The following is a 13563-nucleotide window of genomic DNA, read 5'->3' as shown; positions in this document are numbered from 1 at the left end:
GGTTGCCCCCGACGTGACCGACTGGCCCACCTGAGCCCTGTCAGTGACCGTTGCCGAGTCCTCCCGTGAGTCGGGCGTGGAACCCAGTCGTGAACTCGTTCATCCCGACGAGCTCGACCGTCTTGCCGTGCTGTTCGTATTTGGTCTCGATTGCGTCGAGCGCCGCGACGGTGGAGGCATCCCAGATGTGGGATCTCGTGAGGTCGATGATGACTCGGTCAGGGTCGTCGGCGTACTCGAACATGGTGGTGAGGTCGTTGCTGGAGGCGAACAGGAGCTGACCCTCGACTGTGTAATGCGCGATCCGAGCGCCATCCTGTTCAGTGATCTCACGCCTGACGTCGATGAGGTGGGCGACGCGGCGCACGAACATCACAGAGGCGACGAACACGCCGACGACGACACCGACGGCGAGGTTGTGGGTGGCGACGACGACGGCGACGGTGATGACCATGACGGTCGTCTCACTTTTAGGCATCCGGCGCAGGGTGGAGGGCTTGATGGAGTGCCAGTCGAAGGTACCTACGGAGACCATGATCATCACCGCGACCAGCGCCGCCATGGGGATGATCGCAACGATGTCGCCGAGGACGACGATGAGGGCCAAGAGGAACACACCTGCGAGGAACGTCGAGATGCGGGTGCGGGCCCCGGACGCCTTCACGTTGATCATGGTCTGCCCGATCATCGCGCAGCCACCCATGCCGCCAAACAGGCCGGAGAGCAGGTTCGCGACGCCCTGCCCCCAGCTCTCCCGGGTCTTGTTCGAGTGGGTGTCGGTCACATCGTCCACGAGCTTCGCCGTCATGAGCGATTCCATCAGGCCTACCAGCGCCATCGCGAGGGCAAACGGCGCGATGATCGTGAAAGTCCCCCATGTCAGCGGCACATTCGGTATGAACAGCTCGGGAAGGCTGCGCGGCAGCTCACCCTTGTCGCCGACTGCGGGTACGTTGATCGAGAAGACGACCGCGGCGGCGGTCACCAGAGCGATCGAGACCAGTGGGGCCGGTATGACCTTAGTGATCTTCGGTATGAGGACCATGATCAGCAGCCCGACCGCGACGAGAGGGTAGACCATCCAGGGCACGCCGATGAGTTCGGGCACCTGTGCCATGAAGATGAGGATCGCCAGCGCGTTGACAAAGCCGACCATGACGCTGCGCGGGATGAATCGCATGAGTCTGGCGACTCCGAAGACGGCGAGGAGGATCTGGAAGACCCCAGCCAGAAGCACCGTCGCGATGAAGTAGTCCAAGCCGTAGTCGCGGGCGACGGGGGCGATAACGAGAGCGATAGCGCCCGTCGCCGCGGTGATCATGGCGGGTCTGCCACCGAGGAACGCGATGGACACTGCCATCACGAATGAGGAGAACAAGCCCGCACGTGGATCGACGCCCGCGATGATCGAGAACGAGATCGCCTCGGGAATGAGCGCCAGCGCCACGACCAGGCCTGCGAGAACTTCGCGAGTGAGGATGCGCGGGGTCTTCAGTGCGGTGAGCACCGACGGTTCGGGCCGGTACCGACCCTTGTCTTCTTTGGTCGCAGTGGGCAAGGCCATGCGGTACCTCCATCTGTTCAGGGCGGCGCTCTCAGGCCAGGAGCGGAGAATGTCTGGTGGTGCGCGACAACGTGCGGCTTCGCCTGGCGATAGATCGCCACGGCGGAGGCATGTCCAGTCTCATGTGGACACGAGAGTCAACACTAACGTAACGTGAGAGTTGTGTCGAACTGAGACGATGAGATGAGGAGGCCCCCGTGCCCGAAGCGGGAATGATGCACATCGGAGAGCTGGCTGAGCGGACAGCTCTGTCGCAGCGCACCATCCGCCACTACGACGAGATCGGACTCTTGACACCCTCCGGACGCTCCGAGGGCGGGTTCCGGCTCTACACTGAGGGCGATCTCGGCAGACTCCTGCTGATCCGGCGCATGAAGCCACTGGGATACTCGCTCGATCAGATGGGCGACCTACTCCGGGCGCTCGACGGCGCAGATGGCGTCGGTGCTGCCGCCGAGAGCGCCCGGCGGGCGCTGAACGATTTCCGCACCGACGCGGAGGAACGCCGCGCGAAGCTTGCCAAGCAGCTTGACGCCGCTGACGAGTTCATCGGCCTGCTCGCCGCGCACTCCTCGGACTGAGTCGAAACAGACACACGATGCGCTATCTGTGCCAGCGAGGCCACTTCGAAGCGTTCATGGCTGCAGTGGACGGCAACGGATTCGCCACCGCCGCACCGCTGGACCGGCAGTAGCCCAACATATTCCAGCCCGGCTCCGCCCTGCCGGTCGTCCCCATGGTGCCCGAGCTGCGTTAGCACATTTCCTACGGCTCCGGCACCCACGCTTCTGTCGAGCAAACCGCCGAGGACGGACTCAACCTGATGTCGTCCACTCTGGTCTCCGAGACCAACGCCGAGCCCCTGAGCGAAATCCAGGCAGACCAGATCAGTCGCTACCGCGCCGCATGGAAGACGGCGGGCCATGCTTGGACGCCGCGCGCGTCGGTTTCGCGCTCCGTCTTCCCCATCGCTGACGGCGCGGACATGCAGATGTTCGGCATGCAGGCCACCGGCTCCGATCAGCTGGGCATGCTTCCCGACGTCGGCGCCTCCACCTTCGGTCGCACCTTCGCCGCTGAGCCCGACAAGCTCATTGAGCAGCTCAAAGCCGATCCCGCCGTCATGTCCGCCGACGCCCTGCTCATCATCATCCCCACCGGGATGGGCGTGGACGTCAACGTGAAGATCTTGGACAACTTCGCCACGCATGTCGCCCCCGCTTTCGGTTGGCAGCCGAACCGCGAAGGCCCAGTTACCGGCTATCCCATCGAGTAATTCCTGCAGGTCGCAAGCTCTTCGCTTCAATGTCAGTTCAGTGCATTTTGAATAGTTCGGCACACGTTGTATTGTTCAGTACATGCTGACTATTGCTTCACGCCTCGACGTCATGAACCGGCTCGGCCGGGCCATGGCTGATCCGACGCGCTCCCGAATCCTGATGACCCTACTCGACGGTCCGGGCTACCCGGCCGAGATTTCGCAAAGCTTGGATCTGACCCGCTCGAACGTCTCGAACCACCTGTCCTGCCTACGCGATTGCGGCATCGTCGTCGCCAAGCCGGAGGGCCGCAAGACTCGCTACGAAATCGCCGATCCGCACCTCGCGGCAGCGCTCGACGCGCTAGTTAACGCGACGTTGGCTATCGACGAAAACGCCCCGTGCATCGCCCCTGAGTGCTCGGTGCCCGGCTGCGGCGAGAAAGGAGCGGACGCATGAGTTCAGCATGTGGATGCGAACACGAACCCGCCACGGAGATCGAAGAGCTCGATCGGCCATGGTGGAAGGACCCCGAGCTACTGCTACCGATCTTCTCCGGCGTAGCCCTCATTACAGGGCTGGCGCTGGACTGGTCCGACTTGGAGACGCCCGCGACGGTACTGTATTGGCTTGGTCTGCTGTTGGGCGCTTACACGTTCGCACCTGGAGCGATCCGGAACCTTGTCACGAAGCGAAAGCTCGGCATTGGTTTGCTGATGACGATCAGCGCGGTAGGCGCGGTGATCCTCGGCTTCGTTGGAGAGGCCGCAGCGCTAGCGTTCCTGTACTCGATCGCCGAGGCGCTGGAGGACAAGGCAATGGATCGGGCCCAGGGCGGACTGCGGGCACTGTTGAAGTTGGTGCCGCAGACCGCAGCGGTACTGCGCGACGGCACGGCAGTCGAGGTCGTAGCAAAGGACCTCGTGGTTGGCGAGCTCATGGTCATACGCCCCGGGGAGCGGATCGCCACGGACGGCATCATTCGGTCTGGGCGCTCCAGCCTTGACACTTCAGCGATCACCGGAGAATCCATTCCGGAGGAGGTTGCGCCCGGCGACGAGGTGCCCGCGGGAGCAATCAACTCCGCCGGCGTGCTGGAGGTCGAAACGACCGCAGCTGGAACGGACAACTCACTGACCACACTCGTGGACCTGGTCGAGCAAGCGCAGGCGGAAAAGGGCGACCGCGCCCGGATCGCCGACCGGATTGCCCGACCCCTAGTGCCCGGGGTGATGATCCTGGCGGTGCTGGTCGGCGTGATCGGCTCGGTGCTGGGCGACCCCGAGACGTGGATCACCCGCGCGCTGGTGGTCCTGGTCGCAGCATCGCCGTGCGCGCTGGCAATCTCCGTGCCGCTGACGGTCGTGGCCGCGATCGGCGCAGCCAGCCAGTTCGGAGTGGTCATCAAGTCTGGCGCGGCGTTCGAGAGACTCGGCGGCATCCGTCACCTGGCAGTGGACAAAACCGGAACCCTTACCCGCAACCAGCCTGAGGTTACCGGAGTGGTCCCGGCAGACGGATTCGATCGGACGCAGGTGCTCTCCTTCGCGGCGGCCGTTGAGCAGCAATCGACGCACCCTCTCGCCGCGGCGATCGCGGCAGCGGGGCCCGAAGCGCCCACCGCCTCGGACATCAGCGAGGAAGCTGGGCATGGCATCGGCGGCACCGTCGAAGGTCGACGGGTACTTGTGGGCAGCCCCCGATGGATCGACGCCGGGCCACTGAAAGCGGACGTTGAGCGCATGGAGTCCGAGGGCCAGACCTGCGTCCTGGTCACCGTCGATGACGCTCTCGCCGGGGCGATCGGGGTCCGCGACGAGTTGCGGCCCGAGGTGCCCGAAGCCGTGCAGGCCCTGCACGCCAACGACGTGGAAGTAAGCATGCTCACCGGCGACAACACTCGCACCGCCCGGGCGCTGGCTCAAATCGCCGGAATCGACGACGTGCGCGCCGAGCTGCGCCCGGAGGACAAGGCAAGCATCGTCGCCGAGCTCTCCTCTAAGACGCCGACAGCGATGATCGGCGACGGCATCAACGACGCGCCGGCATTGGCGGGCGCTACGGTGGGCATCGCGATGGGAGCGACCGGCTCTGACGCCGCGATCGAGTCCGCTGACGTCGCCTTCACAGGCCACGACCTCCGGCTAATCCCGAAGGCACTACAGCACGCCCGCCGAGGCAGCAGGATCATCAACCAAAACATCGTGCTGTCTCTGGCCATCATCATCGTGTTGATGCCGCTGGCGATCAGCGGCGTGCTGGGCCTGGCCGCCGTCGTGTTGGTACACGAGGTCGCCGAAGTCATCGTGATTTTGAACGGCCTGCGGGCTGCGCAAGCGAAGCGCTGAGGCTTTGATCGGCAAGTCTGATAGGGATTCAACCACACGCCGCGCGGACGCACCTTGGACCAGGCGCGTCATTCGAGTTCACGGTCTGCCTCCGTGGAATCGGGATCGTACTCGGCCACCTGGCCCTTCTCGATGCATGCGGGCACGGGAGCTGTGGGCGAGCCGCCGCCCGGCACGTTCCCCCAGCCGACCAAGGGCCTCCGAGCGCTCCGGGTCTCCAACGCGGACCGTGGAAGCTCAGACGGCAGCCGCTAGCGTCGCACTGAGACGAGCACCAGCCGCCGCTTGATCGATCGCCGTGACAGCAGAGTTCGTCTCGGGCCACGTATCCACGCCGTCTCCGTTACGACGCGGCACCACATGGACGTGCCAGTGAGCAACCGACTGGTCACTCCCCGGACCACAGGCGCTCAGCAGATTAACCCCCGTACCGAGCCTCGCCTCCACCATCGCTGAACCAATAACGCTGCAAAGCTCAACCACCGCCGCGCGAGATTCGGACGTCGCCTCGAGGACCCCAAGGCAGTGTTGCTTCGGCACGACAAGCGTGTGCCCGGCTGACAGCGCAGAATCAGTCAACGTCAAGAAGGCAAGTGCCTGCGAACTCTCCGCAATGATGGTCGCAGGGCTGGAACCAGCTACGATGTCGCAGAAGATGCACTGATCGCTGGATTTCACGACGCCAGCTCCCAGGGCGTAGTCTCGTCCACCTGTTCGGCGGTGCGGACTGCAGCCAGTGCCAGCTCATGCCGCAACTGCAGATTCAGCCAGAACTGCGGCTCGATCGCGAAGTAGCGCCCCAGCCGTAGTGCCGTGTCCGCGGTGACCGCGCGCTTACCGTGCACAATCTCATTGACCCGACGCGGCGGCACACCGATCGAGGCCGCCAGCTTGTGCTGCGTAATGCCGAACCCCTCGATGAAGTCATCCATGAGGATCTCTCTCGGACGGATCGGCTCGATCAGGTCACTCTCAGCGGTCGTCGACGAGTTCGACATCGTCTGCACCTCCATCTCTCCAGACGAAGCAGAGACGCCATTGTGCGTTGACGCGGATGCTGTGCTGTCCCACGCGGTCCTCGTTTAGTGGCTCTAACCGGTTGCCAGGCGGTATGCACCGCGAGTCGACGAATCGAGCAGTGCGGGTCTGCGTCAGCTTTCGTGTGGTTGCGTTCTGGACACGGGAATCGACCGAGTTCAGGCACGCATGGCCATGGCGTCGCACGGGAGCCTGTCAGGCCACTTGGACGCGATGATCGCCCAGAACATACTCGATCGACAGACCGCCGCCAACCGCCTCAAGGTAATTGCGGATCGTACCGACCTTCGCATTATCAAGGTCGCCATGCTCGATCTTGGAGACCTGACGCTGACCCACGCCGATGCGTGCAGCGAGCTGCGCCTGCGTTAGACCAGCATCTTCACGAAGCTCACGGAGTCGGTATGCGCGCGTCTCGGCGAGCATCCTCTCCTTATGCGCGTCGACGCGCTCGCGGTCCACGGGATGCTCGGCGACAAAGTCCTTCAGTGACAGGGCCATTTCGGTCACTCTCCTCTCAATTTGCGCAGGTGTTCATCGAAAATGTCGTCGGCCAGTGGAACGTTCGTCTTGTACCAGCGCGTCCAGTTGCCAGCCTTGTCGCCAGCGATCAACATGATCGCTGAGCGCTCCGGATCGAATGCGAACAAGACGCGCAGCTCAGATCGTCCAGCCGAACCCGGCCGCAGCTCCTTCATGTTGCGATGTTGTGACGACGACACAGTGTCAACGATTGGCCGCCCGAGCTGTGGGCCACGTTCTTCGAGTAGCTCGATCGCAGCTATCACCTGCACCCGCGAATCATCGTCCAGCGAAGCGAGCCATTCGGCGATCAGCTCGATGTCCACGTTCCACATAACGCAAGCTTAGACCATATATGGTCTAAGCTCAACAGGGTGTAACAGCGTCTTCTCGGGCCGGCCAGCGCAGGCCCACAAGAACCCTGGAGGTCAGCGCGTCGTGCGCGATGATATTGATCACAATATCCGACACGCGCCAAACAGCGCGCAACTGGATGATCGCCGCGATCTATTCGCACACGAGAGGCACCATCGCTGCCTCCACACGCTGTGGCACCATGTGCACCCGCGGTGTGAGGTCCTCACCCGGATAGGTGTCATCGATGCACTCTTTCCAGAATGCGACGTGATGCTTGTCGAGCCAGTGTTCAGAATGATTGACAGACTGCCCACTCTCACCCTGCACGCTGTACCAGTAGAGGTAATCAACGTTGTCCACGACTTCGTGGAAGATCGTCTCGACGTACATCTCCTCGGGTTCGAGAGTCTCGCGTACTGCATCCTCATTCTCGTTCAGGAACGCCATCCACTCGTCAACTTTGGCTCGCGCGCCTTCCCGCACCCGAAACCTGGTGAGCTCAATTCGCATGCGACCAGCCAACCATGTAACGAGCGCTTCCGACGACAAAACGAAGGCGAACCGAGTCACACATTGAAGCGGAACTCCACCACGTTCCGTAGCCGAATAACCTCAGCTTGCGAACTCGGCAAAGCAGCGCGATGAGCACGCCGCAGAGAGCCAGCGGCGCACCGAGCCGGTCGAGCCCGTCGTCCAGGAAGACCGCCATGTCGTGGGAGAGCAGGACGATTGGAGTGACCGTGACCAGCAGGAGGAGGATCCGCGCGATGACGTCGGCGCGGTGCTCGCGCAGGATTGCGCCGATGCCCGGCTGCCCTTCGTCTGCTGCGGTGCCCGCGGCTCGTCGGGGAGCGGTGACCGCGGGTCAGGTTCGATCCCTACTCCGCTCGACCAGACAGACCGCTGCCGCAGCAGTTGAGAGGGCGGCGACGATTGCGACCGGCAGCCAGGCGGTGCCGCCGATGAGCGCTCCGGCGACGGCGGTGCCGGCCGAGCCGGCGGCGATCTTCAGCGCGCCGACCCAGATGAAGATCTGCCCGCGCGCCTCGGGCGGGGCGTACTCGCTCCGAGCCGCGAGCGTAGCCGCGAAGAACAGTGAGTTCGCAATCCCTGCTGCGCCGAACGCGACGAGGGCAGCAGTGAAGTTCGTCGTCGCGATGACCAGGAGCAGTGCCGCAGCGACGACTGCCGCGAGGACGCCGGTGAGCTTGTCGGCGTCCCCGTGCAGCGGCCGGACCATGAGCAGCCCGGAGCCGGCGAGGGTGCCGATTCCGTAGCTTGCGACCAGGCTCCCGGCCAGCGCCGCCTCGCCCAGGGACTGCGCGACCGCGACGGCATAGATCGGCAGCGCCGCGACGGAGAATGCGACGACGACGGTCAGGACGAGAGTGCGCCGCAGCGGGCCGGATCGCCGGATCGTGACGAGGGTGCGTCCTGGGGACGGGACCGCGCCGGGGTCGTCGAGCGGGGACTGGCGCGGCAGGGCGAGCACGGCTCCGGCCCCGACGACCTCAGCGGCCGCCAGTGCCAGGGTCGCGACGAGCGGGCTCGCGGCTGCGGCGAGCCAGGCGACCGCGGCCGGTCCCAGGGTGCCGCTGAGCCTGAAGTGCTCCCCGGAAGTTGGACTGAGAATTCAGTTTCTTCTTCCGGGGAGTCTTCATGTATGCGAGTAGTTCTCTGACCCAAGCCCAGCAGCGGGCGGCTGTAGGGTTGTTCGAGGCGGGCTGGGGCGACACGGCCGTGGCGTCTGAGCTTGGTGTGAGTCGTTGGCCGGTGCGAAAGTTGTTCCAGCGTTGGCGTGTTCGAGGCAGAGGAGCGCTGGTCATGGCATCGGGCAAGAAGGTCTATCCGTTCGAAACGAAGGTGGCCGTCGCGCAGCGTTTCCTGGCTGGGGAGCCGAAGACGGACCTGGCGATCGAATTCGGTCTGTCCTCTCCCCAGATCGTCCAGAGATGGGGAAGGATCCTGCGCGAGCAGGGCGAAGACGGTCTCAGACCCAGACCACGAGGTCGGAAGACGGCCACGGGGCCGTCCGACGAGATCGAAACTCTGCGGCGCGAGGTTGAGCGGCTGAGGGCGGAGAACGCCTACCTGGGAAAATTGCGGGCCTTGATGGAGCCACAAAGTCGGTCAAGGTGATGGCCGTCGTTTCCCTCAAGGCAGACCACAGGCTCACCGATCTGCTCGCCGCGGCCGGGCTGGCGAGATCCACGTTCTTCTATCACCAAGCCCGCCTCACCGCCCCGGACCCGCAGGCTGGGTTGAAGGCGGCGATCAGGGAGGTCTTCGAGGCCTCGCGTCGCCGGTTCGGGCATCGACGGGTCTGGGCCAAACTGCGGGCCCAGGGCTGGATCGTCGCGAAGAAGACCGTCCTGAAGTTCATGCGCGACCTCGGGCTGCGTTGCGAGATTCGCCGCAAGCGGTTCCGGTCCTTCAAGGGCGAGGTCGGCAAGACCTTCCCGAACCTTCTCCAGCGTGACTTCACCACCACTGGCCCGAACCAGAAGTGGGTCACCGACGTCACCGAGTTCCACCTCGACGGCGAGAAGGTGTATCTGTCGGCGGTCATGGACCTGTTCGACCGCCAGATCATAGGCGCGACCATCGGCCCGTCACCGAACCTGGCCCTGACCAACACCTCCCTGGAACAGGCCGTCGGCCGGCTGCGAGAGGGAGACCACCCGATCGTCCACTCGGACCAGGGATTCCAATATCAGCACTGGCAATGGCGCAGGATCCTCGGCCAGGCCGGCGCGAGAGGATCGATGTCCCGGCGCGGGAACTGCCTCGACAATGCCGTAATCGAGAGCTTCTTCGGCCACCTCAAGGACGAACTGTTCTGCTCGACCACGATCACCACCGTCGAGCAACTCACCACCGAGTTCACCGACTACATCGACTGGTTCAACCACCACCGCCCCCACAACAGCAACAAGGGCCTGCCCCCGGTCCAATACCGGGAACAGACCCTTGCCGCCTAGGCCCTAGGCTTTCAAACCAGTCCGACAATCGGGGACCAGTTCACCAAATCTGGCTGCGGGGCTCTTATGTCACAGGTCTCGGAATACGAACACCCCACCGTCGGGTGCGGGTATGACGGTGTGGTCGAACAGCAGGTCGCGGGTCCATGATTCCCAGTTGAAGTACCGCTGAGCCTCCTCGGGCCATCCGTCCATTAGACCGGTGTCCTCAGCGAGCTGGGCGGCGAAGTCGTCGAAGCGCTCCCACTGCCCGCAGTAGCGCTCCTCGAAGTCGGAAGTGCTGGGCAGGCAGCGCCCCACGGAGGTGTAGTTACCCGACTCCACCCAGGCGCACAGCGCAGGCCACAGAGTCTCACCGACCTCCTCGTGGACCTCACCCCACTCGGCGACCTCGGCAAGGCCCATCTCGCAGGGCACCGGGATGTTCTCGTGGTCGAGGCACCAGACCTCCTCACAGCCCGTGTACGGGCCGTCAGCGTCCCCGTGGAGCTGGGCGAGGGTGACGTCGGCGGCGTCGGTGCCGGCGGGATGGAACTCGACAGGGCTCGCGAGGATCTCGTCGAAGCCCATCGGCGTGACCGTCTCGTACACGACGTCGACGATGTGCTCCCCGTCGACCACCGGCTGGCCCCGCCAGAGGTTGCCCGGCTTCATGATGGCGCCCATCGACTCCGAGATCCACCAGCCGTGGACGTTGGCGCGGGCCCGCTCGCACACGAGCCATGCGCCGTTGAGGGCTCCTGCCGACGAGCCGTACACCGCGTCGAAGGCCGCCAGCAGGCCGCGTTCCTCCAGCTCACAGATCATGCTGCCGCCGTGGGCTGCTCGCGAGCTGCCGCCCTCGAGCACCACGGCGAGGCGGGCGTCGTCGTCCCGGTGCAGCGGACGGGAGCCCGCGGCCATGCGGGTGCGGATGAGGTTGAGGACGGGGTGCACGGCCCCATCCTGCCGCGCCGAACCGGCGCCCGGGTTCATGGCACGAGCTGGCGCACCAGGGGCAGGGCGTAGGCCCAGTCGTCGCCGTCCTCGTCGATGAGTCCGCTGCCCTTCAGCCAGGTGCTGTCGGCCTCGGGGTGCGGGCCGATCAGGCCGATGCGGCCCTGCCCGAGGACGTAGCGCGCCGCGGCGATGTCGCCGGTCTCGTAGCGGGCATGCACGACGGCGCCACGTTCGGGCAGTCGGGCACCTTCCTGGAAGTACGTCCACCGTCGGGTGCCGTCCCAGGTGACCGCGACCAGGTGGTCGGCACTGTCCACCACGGGAAACCCCGGCGCCCCGACCTCACCGTCGATCTGCCTTGGGATGAGTCCGAACCCGTCGTTGCCAGCCAGGTAGGCCCCCATGCAGACGCCCAGATAGCGGCCCCCGCCGCGCACCCACTCCTGCAGCGCCTCGACGAACGGTGCGGGGAACTCGGCGGCGGCTGCCGGGATGTCGTCGCCGCCGCCCGGCTGGACGTACAGGTCGATCCCGTCGAGGGCCCCCGCGTCCAGCGCAACCTCCTCGTCGGGGCCGACGAAGGTCACCTCCATGTGCAGCGGCGCGCCCGCGAGTCGTTCCGCGAGCGTCTCGGCGCAACCGTCGCATCCGGCTGAGCCGCGATACACGGCAGCGACGGTCGGTCGCGGCGTCGGTTGCTGGGCCGGAGGCGTCGGCGAGGCGCACGACGTCAGCCCCGCGGCGACCGGCACCAGTGCGGCTCCGGTGAGGAACCCGCGACGGGTGGCGCAGGCGGGCGGACGGCAGGACGACGCGCCGGCAGCGGGGCTGCGCTGGTCAGTCGTCGCGTGGTCCATGGGCCACATGGTTATTGGTCGCTGGCGTCGTCACCAGTGACTACTCGACATCCAACCTGAACAACGGCTGGTGATGGCGTGGATCGATCTGCCTTCGCTGGAGGTCAGCGCCTCGGAGCAGTACTACGCCAGCATCGATCGCGGCTCGGTTCGCTTCATCAACGGGACGAGGACTTCGACGCTGTGCTCGACGTCGACGGCGACGGCGTGATCACCGACTACCCCTTCGCCCGAAGGATCGAAACTGGCGCCTGACAAGGGCAACCGGCGAGCATCCCCGCCAGCCGGGACGGTGATCACTCGAACCGGCGCAAGGTACACCAGTCGGGGACGCTGTCCGTCCGGTAGTAGTGGACGAAGATGTCGCCGGCCTGTTGCGCAGTGAAGACCTCAAGCTTCGGAACCGTCTCCGCCCGACCTCGCCAACGAACCTCCAGCTGCGCGGCTCCTTGTTCGTCGGAGCCCCTGCACCCGAGCTTGTACAGACCCAGCTCGCCCGAGGCATCGAACTGGCTCACTTCGACCATCATTGCCGTCGCTGCCCCCGCCGCCTGCAGGAAGCACAGTGGCCACCCGGAGGCCCGGGGATCCCACAACCGCGTCCCCTCGGGGAACCGTGCCAGGGAGACGGCGAACTCCTGCTGACCATCCATGCCCGACAGGACGCGCCGCAGCATCGCCTCCGGATCGAGCAGCTTGCACACTTCCGTCACGGACGCGCCGCCGTTGAGCGTCAGTGCATGCGTGGGATCCCAGGAACCCATACAACCCTCCTTCGAGCAATCAGCGGTGCAGCGAGCACCAAGTATAGCCAGACCAATGACCCGCGAGCGGAGCACGCCCGCAGGCACGGCGTCGCTCATCGAGCCGCAGGACCAGCGGCCCTGCGGCGACGGGCGGGGATTGTAAGAGGTAGCCCGTACGGTCGGCGACACGGGTGAGGTCAAGGAGAATCCCGGGCATGCACCACGATGGATACGGCCAGTCAGGAAAAGGCTGGAAGAGCTGGCAACCGCCGGCGGCAGAGCCGAGCGAGGCAATCACAAGCGTAGAGAGATTCGCTCCTACTGGTGCCGAGACTGCCACGCCTACCACCTCACCGGCAAGCTCCTGAGGTGATGCTTGGAGCGACGAAACCAGGTTCCGACACCGGGGACACGCTGGGCGTTGAGCGAGGCCGCGTCGCAGCTGCACCGCTTGGCTCCCCGAGGTGCCGTCACAGCCCGTTCAGAGCACGGGGACAACTCCGACGAGATCGCTTGACAGGGGGTCCCCCCTGATGGCAGCGGCGTACCTGTCGCTGTGGATCGCCGTGGGCTTCAACGAGGAGATCTGGTTCCGGGGTCTGTTGCTCGCCGCCCTGCGGGGGCGCGGCGACCGGTTCGCGATCGTCGCAGGCGCAGTGATCTTTGCACTCCTCCACCTCGGCAACATCTTCACCGGCCAGCCAGTCGTCTACATCGTCGGCCAGCAAGCGCTCGCCCTGCTCGTGGGGATCGTCCTCGCGGGAATGGTGATCGCATGCCGGAGCCTGTGGATCGGGATCATCTGGCACGCGGTCTATGACTACGCGGCCTGGCTGACCGGGGATTCGGTCGACACTGCAGGGCTGATCAGCCTGTTCGGCACCCTGGCCCTGCTGGCAGTGCAGGCGGTGTGGTGGTGGCCCCGCACCACCCAGGCCGAGGCAGAATGAAC

19 protein-coding genes are annotated in these 13563 nt (G+C 65.2%); 8 read left to right on the top strand and 11 right to left on the bottom strand.

Annotation, left to right across the window (positions count from 1 at the left end; translation table 11 throughout):
* Window positions 1–40: 40 nt before the first annotated feature.
* Window positions 41–1564: a SulP family inorganic anion transporter gene (locus HMPREF1484_RS06005; protein WP_016664135.1), complete on the bottom strand. Its 1524-nt coding sequence runs from the start codon at window positions 1562–1564 to the stop codon at window positions 41–43.
* A gap of 197 nt (window positions 1565–1761) precedes the next feature.
* Between HMPREF1484_RS06005 and HMPREF1484_RS06000 the strand changes: the two genes are divergently transcribed.
* The 4 genes from HMPREF1484_RS06000 to HMPREF1484_RS05985 all read left to right on the top strand — a co-directional run bounded on the left by HMPREF1484_RS06000 (window position 1762) and on the right by HMPREF1484_RS05985 (window position 5171).
* Window positions 1762–2145, top strand: a complete 384-nt coding sequence (locus HMPREF1484_RS06000; RefSeq protein ID WP_016664134.1) for a MerR family transcriptional regulator — start codon at window positions 1762–1764, stop codon at window positions 2143–2145.
* Window positions 2146–2387: 242 nt separating this feature from the next.
* The gene (locus HMPREF1484_RS05995) at window positions 2388–2840 is read left to right on the top strand and encodes a hypothetical protein (protein WP_016664133.1); all 453 of its coding nucleotides are present in this window, start codon (window positions 2388–2390) and stop codon (window positions 2838–2840) included.
* Between the two features lie 82 nt (window positions 2841–2922).
* The gene (locus tag HMPREF1484_RS05990; RefSeq protein WP_016664132.1) at window positions 2923–3282 is read left to right on the top strand and encodes a helix-turn-helix transcriptional regulator; all 360 of its coding nucleotides are present in this window, start codon (window positions 2923–2925) and stop codon (window positions 3280–3282) included.
* Window positions 3279–5171: a cation-translocating P-type ATPase gene (locus tag HMPREF1484_RS05985; protein WP_016664131.1), complete on the top strand. Its 1893-nt coding sequence runs from the start codon at window positions 3279–3281 to the stop codon at window positions 5169–5171. The genes HMPREF1484_RS05990 and HMPREF1484_RS05985 overlap by 4 nt, the downstream gene beginning before the upstream one ends.
* Before the next feature lie 237 nt (window positions 5172–5408).
* Here the strand turns inward: HMPREF1484_RS05985 and HMPREF1484_RS05980 are convergent, their stop codons facing one another.
* From HMPREF1484_RS05980 to HMPREF1484_RS05955, 7 genes are all read right to left on the bottom strand, one after another.
* Entirely contained in the window at window positions 5409–5849 is a 441-nt protein-coding gene (locus HMPREF1484_RS05980) for an HIT family protein (RefSeq protein ID WP_016664130.1), read from the bottom strand.
* Window positions 5846–6169, bottom strand: a complete 324-nt coding sequence (locus HMPREF1484_RS05975) for a HigA family addiction module antitoxin (RefSeq protein ID WP_016664129.1) — start codon at window positions 6167–6169, stop codon at window positions 5846–5848. Before HMPREF1484_RS05975 ends, HMPREF1484_RS05980 begins: the two co-directional genes overlap by 4 nt.
* Complete coding sequence (locus HMPREF1484_RS11275; protein WP_081976445.1) at window positions 6144–6395, bottom strand: type II toxin-antitoxin system RelE/ParE family toxin; 252 nt, start codon at window positions 6393–6395, stop codon at window positions 6144–6146. The genes HMPREF1484_RS05975 and HMPREF1484_RS11275 overlap by 26 nt, the downstream gene beginning before the upstream one ends.
* A gap of 9 nt (window positions 6396–6404) precedes the next feature.
* On the bottom strand, window positions 6405–6710 hold the full coding sequence (locus HMPREF1484_RS05970; protein WP_016664128.1) for a helix-turn-helix transcriptional regulator: 306 nt from the start codon (window positions 6708–6710) through the stop codon (window positions 6405–6407).
* A 5-nt stretch (window positions 6711–6715) separates the two neighbouring features.
* Window positions 6716–7066: a type II toxin-antitoxin system RelE/ParE family toxin gene (locus HMPREF1484_RS05965; protein ID WP_016664127.1), complete on the bottom strand. Its 351-nt coding sequence runs from the start codon at window positions 7064–7066 to the stop codon at window positions 6716–6718.
* Between the two features lie 172 nt (window positions 7067–7238).
* Window positions 7239–7598: a DUF6176 family protein gene (locus HMPREF1484_RS05960; protein ID WP_016664126.1), complete on the bottom strand. Its 360-nt coding sequence runs from the start codon at window positions 7596–7598 to the stop codon at window positions 7239–7241.
* A 355-nt stretch (window positions 7599–7953) separates the two neighbouring features.
* A complete protein-coding gene (locus HMPREF1484_RS05955) occupies window positions 7954–8580 on the bottom strand; it encodes an MFS transporter (protein WP_016664125.1) in 627 nt (208 codons plus the stop codon).
* Window positions 8581–8912: 332 nt separating this feature from the next.
* Here HMPREF1484_RS05955 and HMPREF1484_RS05950 point away from each other — a divergent pair, with 332 nt between their 5' ends.
* Entirely contained in the window at window positions 8913–9227 is a 315-nt protein-coding gene (locus tag HMPREF1484_RS05950; protein ID WP_016664124.1) for a transposase, read from the top strand.
* Window positions 9227–10069: an IS3 family transposase gene (locus tag HMPREF1484_RS05945; protein ID WP_016664123.1), complete on the top strand. Its 843-nt coding sequence runs from the start codon at window positions 9227–9229 to the stop codon at window positions 10067–10069. Before HMPREF1484_RS05950 ends, HMPREF1484_RS05945 begins: the two co-directional genes overlap by 1 nt.
* A gap of 69 nt (window positions 10070–10138) precedes the next feature.
* Here HMPREF1484_RS05945 and HMPREF1484_RS10950 read toward each other — a convergent pair whose 3' ends face one another.
* Together HMPREF1484_RS10950 and HMPREF1484_RS11560 are read right to left on the bottom strand one after the other, a co-directional pair.
* Window positions 10139–10972, bottom strand: a complete 834-nt coding sequence (locus HMPREF1484_RS10950) for an antirestriction protein ArdA (protein ID WP_255348421.1) — start codon at window positions 10970–10972, stop codon at window positions 10139–10141.
* Window positions 10973–11040: 68 nt separating this feature from the next.
* Window positions 11041–11865 (bottom strand): BPL-N domain-containing protein, encoded by an 825-nt coding sequence (locus HMPREF1484_RS11560; RefSeq protein WP_016664121.1) that lies wholly within the window; start codon window positions 11863–11865, stop codon window positions 11041–11043.
* A gap of 78 nt (window positions 11866–11943) precedes the next feature.
* Between HMPREF1484_RS11560 and HMPREF1484_RS11555 the strand changes: the two genes are divergently transcribed.
* Complete coding sequence (locus HMPREF1484_RS11555) at window positions 11944–12120, top strand: putative glycolipid-binding domain-containing protein (protein WP_147594896.1); 177 nt, start codon at window positions 11944–11946, stop codon at window positions 12118–12120.
* 41 nt (window positions 12121–12161) lie between these two features.
* On the opposite strand, the gene HMPREF1484_RS05920 is transcribed toward HMPREF1484_RS11555, so the two are convergent.
* Window positions 12162–12629 (bottom strand): hypothetical protein, encoded by a 468-nt coding sequence (locus HMPREF1484_RS05920; RefSeq protein WP_016664120.1) that lies wholly within the window; start codon window positions 12627–12629, stop codon window positions 12162–12164.
* Window positions 12630–13144: 515 nt separating this feature from the next.
* Between HMPREF1484_RS05920 and HMPREF1484_RS05915 the strand changes: the two genes are divergently transcribed.
* A complete protein-coding gene (locus tag HMPREF1484_RS05915; RefSeq protein WP_016664119.1) occupies window positions 13145–13561 on the top strand; it encodes a CPBP family intramembrane glutamic endopeptidase in 417 nt (138 codons plus the stop codon).
* Window positions 13562–13563 lie beyond the last annotated feature (2 nt).

The organism is Dermabacter sp. HFH0086 (assembly GCF_000413375.1).
GTDB classification, from domain to species: domain Bacteria; phylum Actinomycetota; class Actinomycetes; order Actinomycetales; family Dermabacteraceae; genus Dermabacter; species Dermabacter hominis.
This window is presented reverse-complemented; position numbering and strand designations above follow the sequence as displayed.